10 protein-coding genes are annotated in these 14,190 nt (G+C 64.0%); 9 read left to right on the top strand and 1 reads right to left on the bottom strand.

The genetic code is table 11. The features are described from left to right. Positions 1–4: 4 nt before the first annotated feature. Entirely contained in the window at positions 5–1,111 is a 1,107-nt protein-coding gene (locus tag G452_RS19430) for a glycosyltransferase family 9 protein (RefSeq protein ID WP_022662610.1), read from the bottom strand. A 356-nt stretch (positions 1,112–1,467) separates the two neighbouring features. Here G452_RS19430 and G452_RS0112520 point away from each other — a divergent pair, with 356 nt between their 5' ends. The 9 genes from G452_RS0112520 (at position 1,468) to G452_RS0112480 (ending at position 14,181) form a co-directional block, all read left to right on the top strand. Further along, positions 1,468–3,171: an ABC transporter ATP-binding protein gene (locus tag G452_RS0112520; protein ID WP_235619616.1), complete on the top strand. Its 1,704-nt coding sequence runs from the start codon at positions 1,468–1,470 to the stop codon at positions 3,169–3,171. A 185-nt stretch (positions 3,172–3,356) separates the two neighbouring features. After that, entirely contained in the window at positions 3,357–5,069 is a 1,713-nt protein-coding gene (locus G452_RS0112515) for an asparagine synthase-related protein (protein ID WP_022662608.1), read from the top strand. A gap of 14 nt (positions 5,070–5,083) precedes the next feature. After that, entirely contained in the window at positions 5,084–7,009 is a 1,926-nt protein-coding gene (asnB, locus tag G452_RS0112510) for an asparagine synthase (glutamine-hydrolyzing) (RefSeq protein ID WP_022662607.1), read from the top strand. After that, positions 6,996–8,210, top strand: coding sequence for a glycosyltransferase (locus G452_RS0112505; RefSeq protein WP_022662606.1), 1,215 nt, complete (start codon positions 6,996–6,998; stop codon positions 8,208–8,210). The genes asnB and G452_RS0112505 overlap by 14 nt, the downstream gene beginning before the upstream one ends. 35 nt (positions 8,211–8,245) lie before the next feature. After that, positions 8,246–9,232 (top strand): UDP-N-acetylglucosamine 4,6-dehydratase (inverting), encoded by a 987-nt coding sequence (gene pseB, locus G452_RS0112500; RefSeq protein WP_022662605.1) that lies wholly within the window; start codon positions 8,246–8,248, stop codon positions 9,230–9,232. Continuing rightward, on the top strand, positions 9,229–10,341 hold the full coding sequence (gene pseC / locus G452_RS0112495) for a UDP-4-amino-4,6-dideoxy-N-acetyl-beta-L-altrosamine transaminase (RefSeq protein WP_022662604.1): 1,113 nt from the start codon (positions 9,229–9,231) through the stop codon (positions 10,339–10,341). Before pseB ends, pseC begins: the two co-directional genes overlap by 4 nt. Continuing rightward, positions 10,334–11,902, top strand: a complete 1,569-nt coding sequence (locus G452_RS20720) for a cytidylyltransferase domain-containing protein (RefSeq protein WP_022662603.1) — start codon at positions 10,334–10,336, stop codon at positions 11,900–11,902. The genes pseC and G452_RS20720 overlap by 8 nt, the downstream gene beginning before the upstream one ends. 87 nt (positions 11,903–11,989) lie before the next feature. Then, positions 11,990–13,477 (top strand): UDP-2,4-diacetamido-2,4,6-trideoxy-beta-L-altropyranose hydrolase, encoded by a 1,488-nt coding sequence (gene pseG / locus G452_RS0112485; protein WP_022662602.1) that lies wholly within the window; start codon positions 11,990–11,992, stop codon positions 13,475–13,477. Beyond that, on the top strand, positions 13,474–14,181 hold the full coding sequence (locus G452_RS0112480) for a PIG-L deacetylase family protein (RefSeq protein ID WP_022662601.1): 708 nt from the start codon (positions 13,474–13,476) through the stop codon (positions 14,179–14,181). Before pseG ends, G452_RS0112480 begins: the two co-directional genes overlap by 4 nt. Positions 14,182–14,190 lie beyond the last annotated feature (9 nt).

Below are 14,190 nucleotides of genomic sequence, written 5' to 3'. Positions count from 1 at the left end.
CAGGTCAGGACTTCAGTTCCCGCCAACCGGTGTTCGGGTAGGGGCGCGCGGCGTCCGCGGCCTTTCTGAAATCATGGTCGAGCATGGCCAGCAGCCTGTCCAGGACCATGTTCACGGGCAGATCCCGCAGGCACTTCAGCGATCCATTGGGGCAGACGTTCTCGTTGCATTTGTGGCAGTCGATGTAGAGATGGGCGATCTGGTGTTCCAGGCTCGGAAATTGCCAGGCCGTGGTGCCGTTGCCGCCGATGATGGTCAGGGAGGGCACGTCCAGGGCCACGGCGAAATGGCGCGGAGCCGAGCAGTTGCCCAGATGCACCCGCGCGCGCGACATGAGCGCGGCCAGTTCGCGCAGCGTGGTCTGCTTTTCCGGCACCAGGCAGCGTTCCGCCAGGTCCGCCAGCCGTGAGACCTCGTCGGCCACGGGCTTTTCGCCCGGTCCGTAGAGCAGGACGAATTTCAGGTCCGGACGTTCGGCAGCGGCGAGGCGCATGACCTCGGCGAAGCGTTCCGGGAACCAGCGGTGCGTCTCATGGCGGTGGGAGGCGTCCACGGTGACGATCAGGTCGCGTTCGGATACGCCGCGTTCGGCGTACCATTCCCCGGCCCAGGCCGTTTCCGCTTCCGAGAGATATAGGCGCGGCTTTTCGAGGTTCCATTCGATCCCCAGGGGGGCGAGGATGGAACTTTTCATGGCCGTGGCGTAGATGCCGGTGTTTTCCGTCCAGTGGGTATAGAAAAGGCTGCGGCCCCGCTTCGGCGTGAAGGTCAGTCGCACGGGTGCGTCGCAGAGCAGCATGGCCTGCCGGCAGCGGGGCAGCTGCTGGAAATCCACGGCCAGGTCGTATTTTTGGCGGGCGGCGCGGAAGAGAAAGCCCAGGGATCCGAGCAGACCGGCGTTGCCGGGCAGGGGCCAGACCTTGGCGACGTGCGGGTTGTTCTCCAGCACGGGCGCGCAATAGTCGAAGGTCAGCACGTGCAGTTCCGCGTCGGGCCAGCGTTTCTTGAGCAGCTCGAAGCAGGGCGTGGTCAGCAGCACGTCGCCGATCTGCTTGAGCTGGCAGACGAGGATGCGCTTTGGTTTCAGCAGGGCGAGGTTTGTTCTGGTCATCTTGGCCGTCGGGTATGCGTGGAGTGGTCGGCGGGGACGCCGTGCGGGAGCCCGCACGATCCGCCTGGGCCTGGGAGTAAGCCAAATGGAGACGGATGTCATCCCCCGCACAAACTATAATCATTTCAGTATGGTCGATGATCCGCGGCAGCCATCTCCGACCTTGCCATTTTCGCAAGTTCTGGTAGGTTTCTGCTTCTTCGGCGAAGCACGTTCAATCCTGTTCGCAACTGCCCGGAAGCCGTCCGGCAGAGCCGATTCAACCCCCCCCTCAAATGAAAAAGCATAAAAAAGACAAATTCGAAAGCGATATCAAGCTGCACGAATTCAGCAACCGCCATTTGATCAGCCGGTCCATGGGGTATTTCAAGCCCCATCTCTGGAAGGTCATCCTGGCCTCGGCCTGCGCGGCCGTGGTTTCGGCCAGCAACGGCGCCGTGGCCTACCTGGTCAAGCCCGCCATCGACGAGATCTTCGTGAACAAGGACGTGGACGCGCTCATGCTCGTGCCGCTGATGTTCGTGGGGGTCATGCTGGCCAAGGGCCTGACCCGCTTTCTCCAGATCTACCTGATGGACACCACCAAGCTGCGCGTGACCGAGGCCATGCGCAACGACTCCTACCAAAAGCTCATCCGCCTGCCCATGCGCTTCTTCGAGGAGAGCCAGGTGGGCATCCTGATGTCCCGCGTGCTCGGCGACGTGGGCGGGGTCGGCGGCATCATCCCGTCCATCGTGATGATCTGCCGGGAGACGCTGACCATCATCGGCCTCATCGGCGTGGTCCTGATGCAGGACGCCTACCTGGCGTTCTGGGCGCTTCTGGTCATGCCCCTGGCGATCTATCCGTTTTTCTATTTCGGCAACAAGCTGCGCCGGATCGGGCGCGAGGGCCGCGTGGTGGCCTCGACCATCAACACCCTGGTGCAGGAGAGCGTCAGCGGCGTGCGCGTGGTCAAGGCCTTCGCCAACGAGGCGATGGAGACCAACCGCTTCTTCAAGCGCAGCCACGACCTCGTCACGGTGGCCCTGCGCGGGGTGCTCGCCTCGGAACTCTCCTCCCGGTTCATGGAGCTGATCGGCGCGTTCGGCGCGGGCCTCGTGATCTGGTACGGCGGCTTGAAGGTCATCGAGGGACACTCCACGGCCGGTACGTTTTTCTCGTTCATGGCCGCCATCATCATGCTCTATGACCCGATCAAGAAGATCAACACTTCCTATCAGGATCTGCAAGGCGCCCTGGCCAGCGCGGAGCGCTCCTTCGACCTGCTGGACTCCCCGGAAATCGTGGTCGAGGACGGCGGCAGCAAGACCCTCGGATCGGCGTTCGAGGAAATGCGCATCGAGGACGTGCGCTTCAGCTATCCGCAGAACAACACCCCCGCGCTGGACGGCGTCAGCCTCGAAGTGCGGCAGGGCGAGCGCATCGCCATCGTGGGACCGTCCGGGTCGGGCAAGACCACGCTGGTCAACCTCCTGCCCCGGTTCTACGACCCGCAGGAGGGGCGCATCCTGCTCAACGGCCTGCCCCTTTCCGATTATACCCTGGAGAGCCTGCGTCTGCACATGGGCATCGTCTCCCAGGACGCCTTCCTCTTCAACATGACCATCCGCGAGAACATCGGCTACGTGCGCGGCGAGCACACCCAGGAGGACATCGAGCGCGCGGCCAAGGCGGCCTACGCGCACGACTTCATCCTGGAACTGCCGAACGGCTACGACACCGTTGTGGGCGAGCGGGGAACCAAGCTCTCCGGCGGGCAGAAGCAGCGCATCACCATTGCCCGCGCCCTGCTCAAGAACCCGCCGCTGATGATCCTGGACGAGGCCACCAGCGCCCTGGATACCGAATCCGAGCGCATCGTGCAGCAGGCCCTGGACAACCTCATGAAGGACCGCACCAGCCTGGTCATCGCCCACCGCCTCTCCACGATCCTCAACGCCCACCTCATCGTGGTCATGGAGAACGGCAAGGTCGTGGGCCAGGGGCGGCACAGGAAGCTGCTGGACAGCTGCCCGCTGTACCGCAAGCTGTATGAGATGCAGTTCAACGAAGAGTAGTCCCGGTTCGCCGGGCGGGGACATGCCGTTCCGGCCCGCGCGCCGACGCCTCTGCCGCCGGAGCGCCGTGTCCACTCCGGGGATGATGGGTTCGAGAAGGATCGTGCGGTTCCTTGCGTGACTGGATGACGCTTGGCCCGCGTTTGTTTTCCTGCGCGGATGCGCGATGACCGAGGATGTCTTTCATGACGGAGCGGGTGGATCTTCGCAAGCGCGAATGGGCGCGTGCCGAAATGGAAGGACGCGCCTGCCGCACGAGCGGCTGGGCCTTTGACGGCGGCACGCACCTTGCGGGCGAGGCGCTGGCGAAGCACGTCCTGGGGCGGCTCTGCCGGGGCGTGGAGTTTCCGAAGGTCATGGACGGCCTGAACGGGCACTTCGCGGTCACGTATCAAGCCGGGGACGCGCTCTGGCTCGGCGCGGACGCGATCCGCTCCATACCGCTTTTCTACCGCCGGGACGCGGGCGCGATCGAGTCGGTCCGGCCCTGGGCTTCGGACGACGTCAAAACGCTGCTCAGAAGGGAACATCCCCTGGTCGCGGACTCCGTGGCGGAATTCGCCACGGCCGGATACGTGACCGGGCAGAACACCCTTTACGAGGGCGTCTGCGGAGTGCAGGCGGGCGAGTGCGTGCGCCTGGATCGCAGCGGGGCTCGGAGCGAGTCCTACGACGCGCATCTCTGCACCTACGACATGGACGACGAGGGGCCGGAAGCCCTGGCCGCCTTCGACGAGATCGTGCTGGCCTCGATGCGCCGGGCTCTGCGAAGCTTCAACGGGCGGCAGGTGGCCCTGCCCCTGAGCGGGGGCCTGGACTCCCGGCTCCTGGCCGTTGCCCTGAAGCGGCTCGGCCATGACAACGTGGTCTGCTTCGCCTACGGCCTGGCCGGAAACCACGAGGCCCGCAAGAGCCGCGAAGTGGCCGAGACCCTGGATCTGCCCTGGTTCGAGGTTCCCTACACGCCGGAGGGGCTGCGCGAGGACTACCACGGCGCGGCCATGCGCGAATTCTGGGCCTATGCCCACGACGGCACGGCGTTGCCCTGCATCACGGAATGGCCCGCAATCCGGATGGTGGCGGAACATTCCGGCCCGTTCCGGACCACGCGGGGCAATATCGTCCTGGACAAGGACGCGGTGTTTCTCTCCGGCCAGTCTGGCGACTTCATCAACGGCAGCCATCTGCGCTATCTTTTCTTCCCGGAGCTTTGCGCCGATCCTTCCCTGGTGGAGCAGGCCATCCTCGACAAGCATTACTCGCTCTGGGGCGACCTGCTTCGCCGTTCCCGCGTGCGCGAGGCTCTGAAGCGCCGAATCCGCGCGGTGCTTGAGGACGCGAACGCCAGGAGCCTGCCCGCCGACGGCGACGCGGGGCACGCCGCCCGGTACGAGTATTGGGAATGCCGCGAGCGGCAGGTCAAATACGTCATCGGCGGGGCGCGGGTCTTTGAATTTTTCGGCCGGGACTGGGCCATGCCGCTTTGGGATCGCGAAGTCATGGAATTCTTCCGCCGCCTGTCCATTCCTCTCAAGCTGCGCGGCTATTTCTACGCCAAGTACGCCGCGGCCCACGACCCCTGGGGAGTGTTCCAGGACGTCGTGCCGGAGCGTTTCGACCGCCGTGCCGAGCTGGAACGCTTCCAGGCCCGGCAGGCGAAGTCCGGCAAGCGCGCCGAGCGGCTGCTGGAGTCGCTGCCGTTGCTGGGGGCGGCCCTGCGCTACCGCAAGCGCGTGCGCGAACACCGACACTACTATCGATACAACGCCTTGGGCTTTCCGCAGGTCGTGGGACGGCGGGAATACGTTTACCACCATCCGCACAAGCGCCACGTGCTTTCGCTCTGGCTCCGGGACGTGCTGCGCGAGGAATACGGCGTGGACCTCCACGCCCTGTAGCGAGGAGCGGAAATATGTGCGGGATCTGCATCTGGGTTCGTCGCAGGGGCGGCGTGGACGGCAACCGTCTGGCCGAGGCCGCCGAGCTTTTGCGGCACCGCGGGCCGGACGCCCGCAACGTGTTCCTCTGGGAACGCGGCGGCAGAAACCCTCTGCACTGGGGCCGCGAAAATCCGCGTTCCGGCGCGGAATACGACGTGGGGCTGGCCCACGCCCGGCTTTCCATCATCGACCTCACGGACGGCGGCAGCCAGCCCATGGCCGACGCGGCCACGGGCGCGGGCATCGTCTTCAACGGCGAGATCTACAACTACATCGAGCTGGCGGCCGAGCTGGCCGAAGGCAGCCTGCGGACGCGCTCGGACACGGAGGTGCTCCTGCGCCACCTGCTCGCGCAGGGGCCGGAGTGCCTGCGCCGCATGAACGGCATGTGGGCCTTTGCCCTGCACAGGCCGGACAGGCGGGAGCTGCTGCTCGGCCGCGACCGTTACGGCAAGAAGCCGCTTTTTTATTACCACGGCGAGAACGATTTCATCGCCGCGTCCGAATATCGAGCCATATTCCATATCCTCGGCGTCCGGCGGAAGCTCAATCCCGAATTCCTCTTCGGTTTTCTTTCCGGCAAACGCATTCCCACCTTCGAGGACGGCTCTTCCCTCTATGAAGGCATCCGCAGCCTGCCTGCGGGGTGCGCCATGCGCTTCGACCTGGAGCGGCACGAGCCGGAAATCATGCGCAACAACGGCATCGAGAGCTTTCTGGCCGAGACGCCGGATCCGGAAGCGCTCCAGGGGGAAATCGCCTCGGCAGTGGAGTTGCGCCTGCGCTCGGACGTTCCCGTGGCCGTGATGGTCTCCGGCGGGGTGGACTCGACCATGGTCGCGGCCTGCATCGCCCGGAACAAGGCCGCGAAGGAGAACGTCTCCTTCTACACCCTGGACGTGAACGATCCGGACGACCTGCGGTATTCCAAGGAGCTGGCCGACGCGCTCGGCATCCGGCTCATCGAGGTGCCGTCCCGGGTGGACGATGCCATGTTCACGGAGACCTTCAACGCCATCGTGCGCCACTACGAGGCTCCGGTCAGTTTCGGGCTGGTGGCGTTGCCGGGCTGGTTGGTCTGCCGCAAGATCGCCGAGGACGGCAACCGAGTGGTCTTGGACGGCACGGGCGGGGATGAAGTCCTGGGCGGCTATTCCCCCTATTTCACCCTGGCCATGCAGGAACTGATGCGCCGTCGCCGGATGCTTCCGGCCATGCGTCTGAAACGGCTCACCGATGAGCGCGAAGGCCCGGAAGGCGCGTTCAAGCAGGTGGGAAGCTGGTGGAAGTTCCTTCGGCGCAGCGTGTTTCCCAAGCGGGGCTTCCGGACCAAGGCCGAGGAACGGGCCGGCTTCCTTTTGCGCCACTGCAACAGGGTCGGAGCGGACGCCGCAGCCGAAATCGTGCGGCAGGCATACTCGCGCGACAGGCTGGCCGATCCCACGGAATATCAGATCTTCGACCTTTTGCGCGGACAGATGCCGTCCTATCTCTGGATGAACGACCACAACAGCATGGCCCATTCCATAGAGCTGCGCTCGCCGCTGCTGGACTACCGTCTTGCCAAGTACGTGCATCTTCCCATGGAATACAAGTATCGGAACGGATTCAATAAATATCATCTGCGCGCCAGCCTGCCGGACAACGTTCCGGACTCGGTGCGCTGGCGCAAGGGCAAGGCGGGTTTCGGCCTCATGCCGCCGAATTTTCTGGAGCGCAACGAAAAGCGGTTCCGGGCTGCCGTGCTGGAAAGCGCGCTGCTTCGGGAGCTGTTCGACATGCCGTCCCTGGTCCGGGAAATGGACGAGGCCAGAAAGCACTGGAAGTTGAAGAGCCTGCCGCAGCAGCTCTACGCCCTGGCCCTGTTCGAGGAGCATTATCCGGATGTCCAAATATAGAATACTGTTCACCGAAACCGGAACGCAGGGCGGCGGATCGTTCCAGAGTCTCTACCAGATGGTGCAGGCCCTGGACCGCGAACTGTTCGAGCCCATAGTGGTGTTCGTGAACAGGACGCGGTTTTATGATTTGATGCTTGAGGCAGGGGTGGAAACGCACCTGCTGCGGGACTGGGTGTTTACCAAGACCGTGCCCTGGTTCCTGCAAAAGCGGCTGGAGCACCTCGAAGAGGGCGTGTTCCGGAGGATGCCGTTCCTCGGCGAAAGCGTGGTTCGCCTGGTGCATGGACCGCTGATCCGGGAGCTGCGGCAGATCATCCGGGAGCGGAACGTGAACCTGCTGTACCTCAACGACCAGATCGACCGGGATATTTTCGGCTGCTGCGTGGCCAAGGACATGGGCATTCCCTTGATGTGCCACCTGCGGTCGAGGAACGGTGAACCCTTCACCCCGGCCAAGGCCGAATTTGCCAACCGCCACGTTGGAGCGTATATCCCGAACGCCCGCGTGGTGAAGGAATACTGGGAAGCGCGCGGCGTGGATCCGCAAAAGTCTTTTCTGATCTACAACGGCATGCCGGTCTTCCGGATCGAACCTCTCGATCTGGAAGCCGAATTCGGCGTTTTGGCGTCGAGCAAGAAGATCGTCTGCGTTTCCCGGCTGATTCCGGAAAAGGGGCATTCCTTTTTGCTGGAAGGCTATGCCGAATACACCCGCCGCGGCGGCGATGCCCTGCTTTTCGTGGTCGGGGACGGCCGCTCCCGCGCGGACCTGGAAAAGCGCACCGAAGAGCTTGGAATTGCCGGGCGCGTGGTCTATACGGGCATGGATTTGCGTGCCAAGGAAATCGTGGCGGCTTGCGACGTTCTTGTCCAGCCTTCGGAATTCGACTCCTTCGGGCGCACCGTTCCCGAAGCCATGATGATCGGCACCCCGGTCGTGGCCACGGACGTGGGCAGCATCCGGGAGATCATCCGGCATGCAGAGAACGGCATGCTTGTCCCGTTCGGCGATGCTCCGGCGCTGGCGGACGCGCTGGAGCGGGTGCTGCGGGACGCAGCCCTCGCTGCTCGCCTGGCCCGCGCCGCGGGCGAGGATGTCCGCAATGAATTTTCCATCGAGGCCAAGGTGGCCCAGATACGGAACCTGATGCTTGCGCTGCTGGAAGGCAAGGCCCCTGGCGGGGCGAAAGGCGCATAAGGCAAGAAACCCGGCAGACCTCACCAGGAGGATACATGTTTAACGGAAAAACGATCCTGATCACCGGAGGCACCGGCTCCTTCGGCAAGAAGTGCGTGCGGACGCTGCTCGACAGCTATGAGCCCAAGAAGGTGATCGTCTTCAGCCGGGACGAGCTGAAGCAGTTCGAGATGGCCCAGGACTTCCCTGAGGACAAGTACCCCAACCTGCGCTTCTTCATCGGCGACGTGCGCGACAAGGAACGCCTGTATCGCGCCTTCCACGGCGTCGATATCGTGATCCACGCCGCCGCCATGAAGCAGGTTCCCGCTGCCGAATACAACCCGTTCGAGGCGGTCAAGACCAACATCCTCGGCGCCCAGAACATCATCGACGCGGCCATCGACACCGGCGTGCGGCGGGTGGTCGCGCTCTCCACGGACAAGGCGGCCAGCCCGGCCAATCTTTACGGCGCCACCAAGCTCTGCTCGGACAAACTCTTCATCGCCGGCAATTCCTACAGCTCCGCCAGGGAAACGCGCTTCAGCGTGGTCCGGTACGGAAACGTGGTCGGCAGCCGGGGCAGCGTCATTCCCTTTTTCCGCAAGATCGCCGAGTCCGGGGCCAATAAGCTGCCCATCACCGATCCGCGCATGACCCGGTTCTGGATCACCCTTGAGAACGGGGTGCAATTCGTGCTGGATTCGCTGGAAAGAATGAGCGGCGGAGAACTTTACGTGCCCAAGCTGCCGTCCATGAACATCCTGGACCTGGCCAAGGCCATTGCGCCGCATTGCGAGATCGACGTGGTCGGCATCCGCCCCGGCGAAAAGCTGCACGAGATCATGATCACCCAGGACGACGCGCGGCATACCGTCGAATACGATTCGTACTACGTCATCCGGCCGGAGCATCGGCAGCCCGGCATCGAGTACAGCGACGAGGGCTGCACGCCCGTTCCCGAAGGATTTGAGTACAATTCCAGGGACAACGCCCAGTGGCTCGACATCCCCAAACTGCAAGAAATGATCGAGGACTTATGATTCCCTACGGTCACCAAAGGATCGACGCGGACGACGAGCAGGCGGTCCTGGATGTTCTGCGTTCGGACTGGCTGACCACCGGACCCAAGGTCGACGAGTTCGAGCAGGCGATCTGCGCCTTCACGGACGCGAAGCACGGCGTGGCCGTCTCTTCCGGCACGGCGGCCCTGCACGCCGCGTTTCACGCCCTGGGCATAGGCCCCGGAGACGAGGTCGTGGTGCCCGCCATGACCTTTGCGGCCACGGCCAACGCGGTGCTCTACTGCGGCGGGACGCCCGTGTTCTGCGATGTTCTGGCGGACAATCTGCTCATCGATCCCGAACGGGCGGAAGCGTTGATCACCCCCCGGACCAAGGCTTTGGTCGGCGTGGACTATGCCGGGCACCCCTGCGACTGGGACGCCCTGCGGCGCATTGCGGACAAGCATTCCCTCGCCCTGGTGGCGGACGCCTGCCACGCCTTGGGCGGCAAGTATCATGGCCGCAAGGTCGGCACCCTGGCCGACATCTCGGTGTTCAGCTTCCATCCGGTCAAGCATCTGACCACGGGCGAAGGCGGCATGTGCGTCACCGACGACGCCGGGCTTGCCTTGAAGATGCGCCGCTTCCGCAATCACGGCATCAGCACCGACGCCCGCCAGCGGGAAAAGGCCGGGGGCTGGTACTACGAAATGACCGAGCTCGGATTCAACTACCGCATCACGGACATCCAGTGCGCGCTCGGCATCAGCCAATTGAACAAAATGCCCCGATCCCTGGAGGTCCGCAACGCCGTGGCGCGGCAGTACGAGCAGAGCTTTCAGGGAACGGGAATCGCGCCTCTGGCGCGTGACGAGGACGTGCTCCACGCCTATCACCTGTTCGTGGTCCGCGTCCGCGAGCGGGACAAGAGCTTTTCCGCGCTGCGGCAGGCCGGAATCGGTGTCAACGTGCATTACATTCCCGTGCACCTGCACCCGTACTACCGGGAGCGGCTGGGCACCAAGGACGGCATGTGCCCCGTTTCCGAGGCCGCGTATCGGGAGATCCTCAGCCTGCCCATGTGGTGCGGGGTCGAGGAGCACATGGAGTACATCTGTGCCGAGATGAAGAAGGTGTGCGGTGCCTAGCGTAGCGTCCTCCAACGTCGTGGTCCTGCTTCAGGCGCGGACCAATTCCTCCCGGCTTCCGGGCAAGGTGCTGCTGCCCATACGGGGCATTCCCGTGGCGGTTTTGGGGGCCAAGCGGGCGGCGAACACCGGATTGAGGGTCCGTCTGGTCACCTCCACCCAGGCCAGCGACGACCAGCTCGCCTCGGTGGCTGCGGAACATGGGGTCGATTGCCATCGCGGCAGCCTGGACGATGTGCTCGAACGCTTTGTCTCGGCCCTGGAGGGCTGCGCCCCGGATACGATCGTGGTCCGGATCACGGCGGACAATGTCTTTCCCGACGGCGAATTCATCCAGGACGTGCTCGACGAATTTCTCGCTGCCGGTTGCGACTTCATGACGACCGTGTATCCGGGGAACGGCGTGCCCCTGGGCATCGCGGCGGAGGTCACCACGCTGGGGCTGCTGCGGCTCTCCAACGAGACGACCACGAGCGACTACGACCGCGAACACGTCATGCCCTACATCGAAAGAAACTACAGGGTAGCGTATTTTCGGGGGTATTCGCATTTCAAGACCAGCATGTTGCGCTGCACCATCGACTACCTGGACGACTACATCCGGGTATGCCGGGTGTTTGCCGATGTTCAGGATCCCCTGGGCATCACCTGCAAGGAATTGATGCGCATGCTGGCGGAGAAGTCCTCCTTCGTCACGACCGAGGACTCGGCGGCAAAGCTGATCGTGCGGACCGTGGATGCGGATGTCGGCGACGACGCGGGAGCGGGCGCGACCAGATCCTACTATTCCGGTGTCGTGGAAAACGGCATCCAGCAGGTCCAGATCGGGAACGCGAAGCCTGCGGCGCGCGAAAAGGCGGCCAAGACCATCGGCAAGCTCTCCTGCGACAATTTCAGGGTCATCTCTTCGCTGGGGCTGCGCGAGGCGCTGGCCGATCCGGCGCTGGACAACGGCTGCGCGCCCGCCATGGTGGACGCGCTGCTGTACCGGCTCTGCATGCTGCTGCGGCGGGACATGGTCGACACCGTGCTGCTGGAGGAGGCGGATTGGCTGGACGCCCAGGACGGCAAAATCTTCGAGCGGCTCTGCGAGCAGCAGCGCGCGGGGCGTTTGGAGACGCTCGGAGCCGTGGTCCGCACTCCGGAGCAGCTTCTGCGGGTGCTTGCGGAGCCGGCCATTTCCGTCGTGCAGGTGCCGTTCCTGCCGGATGTGCAATTTTTCCATGCCGCCCTGGACCGTCTGCGCGAGGCTGGCCGGAAAAGGCCGCTTCGGGTGCATGCGTGCGACGTCTGGCTGGCCGGGGACGACGGCAGAACCGGGGAAGAAGGCGCGGTTGGCCGGAAATCCTGGTGGGAGGCGCGCTGCGGAGAATGGAGCCATGCCGGCGGCCATGCGCTGTGCGCCGCCTATGTGAACGCGCTGGACGGAATCGACGGGATTCTTGTGGACGTGCCGGACGAAGGCTCGATGTCTTCCGCGCTCGCGACGTACGGTCGGCGGCTACCGGACGGTCCGGAGCGGGATCGGCTGGAACGGGAGCTGCGAGGGGAGAGCCGCTGACCCGAACCGGGAAAGCAGGAGAAGCCCCGCCGCGCGGCCAAGGCCGCAGAATTGCCGAACCGCCGCTAAACCATTGCAAGGGATGCCATGCTGCTGATCATTTGTGCCGATGCCACGCCTGAGATCGGTGCCGGGCATGTCATGCGCTGCATTGCCCTGGCGCATTCCTGGAAGGCGCTGGGGGGGCAGGTCGTCTTTCTGGGGCGGCTTTCGATTCCCTGGGTTCGGGAGCGCATCCTGCGGAGCGGGTTTTCCGCCGCGGAAGAGTCCAGGTCCCATTGCCGCATCTCTCCTGAGGAATTCGCAGACAGGCTGGAAACCGTCGAGGCCGGATTCCCGTCGGACGGCGAACGGACCTGGGTCGTTCTTGACGGCTACCATTTCACACCGGCCCATCATCATGCTGCCCGCGCGAACGGACGGCGCTCCCTTGTCGTGGACGACAACAATCATCTGCCCGAGTACGAAGCCGACATTCTCTTCAACCAGAACACCGCGGCGGAGACGTTTCGCTACGCCGGGGCCATAGGCCGGAAGTGCCTGGGGCATCGCTACGTCCTGATCCGCCCGGAATTTCTCGAAGCAAAGCCCCTCCGGGACGCCAGCCCCGGAAAAACCTCGGCGGACGTGATCCTGGCGACTTTCGGAGGCAGCGATACAGGGGCCTTCTTCCAGGATTCCATCGCCTGGCTCCGCTCCCTCGACCTTGCCGGGTATACGCTGCGCGTCGTCGCGGGGGAAAGCGACAAGGCCGCCTTGAAGCGGGCCGCCCAAGCTGTTGCGGGCGAAGTGGAGATCCTCGACCACGTTGAAAACATGGCCGAGCTGCTTCTGGATACGGATTTCTGCATTACGGCTGGCGGTTCGACGTGCTGGGAATTGTGCTATCTCGGAATTCCGTTCGCGGTCTTTTCCATAGCCGACAACCAGCGCGACAATGTGCGGTTTCTCGAAGAGAACGAAATTTGTTTTCCAAAGGATCCGGCCGCGATCAACAGCGCCTTGGCGGACATGTCCCTATTCGCGGAGCATGTCCGGCGCATGACCGCCCTTGTGGACGGCCGGGGAGCGGAGCGCCTGTGCCGGGCCATGCGCGGGTGGGACGCGCCGGAGCCGACCTTGCGCCGGGCAACGAAAGACGACGTCCATTTCGTGTTCGAGCTGGTCAACGATCCCTTGGTGCGCGAAACGGCCTTCACTCCCGGCCGCATCTCCTTTGAGACGCACCAGGCTTGGTTTGCGAGGTTTCTAGAATCGGACGACATCTTTCTCATTGCCGAACGCGGAGGCCAGCCGTGCGGATACGTTCGCTTTGAACATGCCGAGGGCGGATTGATGATCACCATCGCGGTCGGCGCGGAATCGCGCGGAGGCGGAATCGGCAAGGACATGCTCCGCAAGGGGTGCGCCCTGGCCGCGAGGATTGCCCCCGGACTGCCCTTTCTGGCATACGTCAAGGCGGAGAACCTTCCGTCCCAAAATCTGTTCCTGAGTGTCGGCTTCCGCAGGAAGAAACGGTTGGTTCATCGTTCCGCGGACGTCTGGTCGTTTGAATTGCAGCAGGTGGAGCAATGATCGATTTTCGGAACAAGAAGATTCTCGTGGTCGCGGCGCATCCGGATGATGAAATCCTGGGCTGCGGCGGAACGCTGGTCCGGGCCTTCAAGGAAGGCGCACAGGCGAACATCCTGTTGCTGGGCGAAGGCCCGACCGCCAGGACGGACACGCCCGCCGAGAGCGGGCGGCAGCAGGCGGAAAAAGACCGGACCACGCTCCTGGAGAAGCTGCGCGGCTTTTCCCGGCACGAGGTCGGGCTGGAGTGCGCGTGCTTTCCGGACAACCGTTTCGACTCCGTGGCCCTGCTGGACATCGTGCAGTGGATCGAGGCGCGGGCTCTGCCCTTCGAGCCGGACCTGGTCTTCACGCAGCACGTCGGCGACCTCAACAACGACCATGTCCTGACCCAGCGGGCCGTCCTGACGGTTTTCCGGCCGTTGCCGACGCTGCGCATCCCGCAGATATTCTCATTTGAGGTTATGTCCAGCACCGAGTATGGAGTCCCCGGAGATTCGGTTTTCCAGCCCAACTGCTATGTGGACATCGCCGAGGAACTTGAAGACAAGCAGGCTCTGCTTGAATGCTACGACTCCGAGATGCGTCCGTTTCCCCATCCGCGAAGCTACGAGGCCGTTCGCGCCCAGGCTAGGCTGCGCGGGGCGCAGTGCGGCTGCGCCGCCGCCGAGGCCTTCATGTTCCTGCGGGGAGTCGCGTATCGCTAGCCCGGCCTC

The sequence above is a fragment of the Paucidesulfovibrio longus DSM 6739 genome (assembly GCF_000420485.1).
Taxonomy (GTDB): domain Bacteria; phylum Desulfobacterota; class Desulfovibrionia; order Desulfovibrionales; family Desulfovibrionaceae; genus Paucidesulfovibrio; species Paucidesulfovibrio longus.
The sequence above is the reverse complement of the archived record's forward strand: the minus strand, read 5'-3'. Positions and strand labels throughout refer to the sequence as shown.

Bases quoted from the DNA above. Each gene is read 5' to 3' on its own strand.
- G452_RS19430 (WP_022662610.1), bottom strand. From the start codon at position 1,111: ATGACCAGAACAAACCTCGCCCTGCTGAAACCAAAGCGCATCCTCGTC.
- G452_RS0112520 (WP_235619616.1), top strand. From the start codon at position 1,468: ATGGGGTATTTCAAGCCCCATCTCTGGAAGGTCATCCTGGCCTCGGCC.
- G452_RS0112515 (WP_022662608.1), top strand. From the start codon at position 3,357: ATGACGGAGCGGGTGGATCTTCGCAAGCGCGAATGGGCGCGTGCCGAA.
- asnB (WP_022662607.1), top strand. From the start codon at position 5,084: ATGTGCGGGATCTGCATCTGGGTTCGTCGCAGGGGCGGCGTGGACGGC.
- G452_RS0112505 (WP_022662606.1), top strand. From the start codon at position 6,996: ATGTCCAAATATAGAATACTGTTCACCGAAACCGGAACGCAGGGCGGC.
- pseB (WP_022662605.1), top strand. From the start codon at position 8,246: ATGTTTAACGGAAAAACGATCCTGATCACCGGAGGCACCGGCTCCTTC.
- pseC (WP_022662604.1), top strand. From the start codon at position 9,229: ATGATTCCCTACGGTCACCAAAGGATCGACGCGGACGACGAGCAGGCG.
- pseG (WP_022662602.1), top strand. From the start codon at position 11,990: ATGCTGCTGATCATTTGTGCCGATGCCACGCCTGAGATCGGTGCCGGG.
- G452_RS0112480 (WP_022662601.1), top strand. From the start codon at position 13,474: ATGATCGATTTTCGGAACAAGAAGATTCTCGTGGTCGCGGCGCATCCG.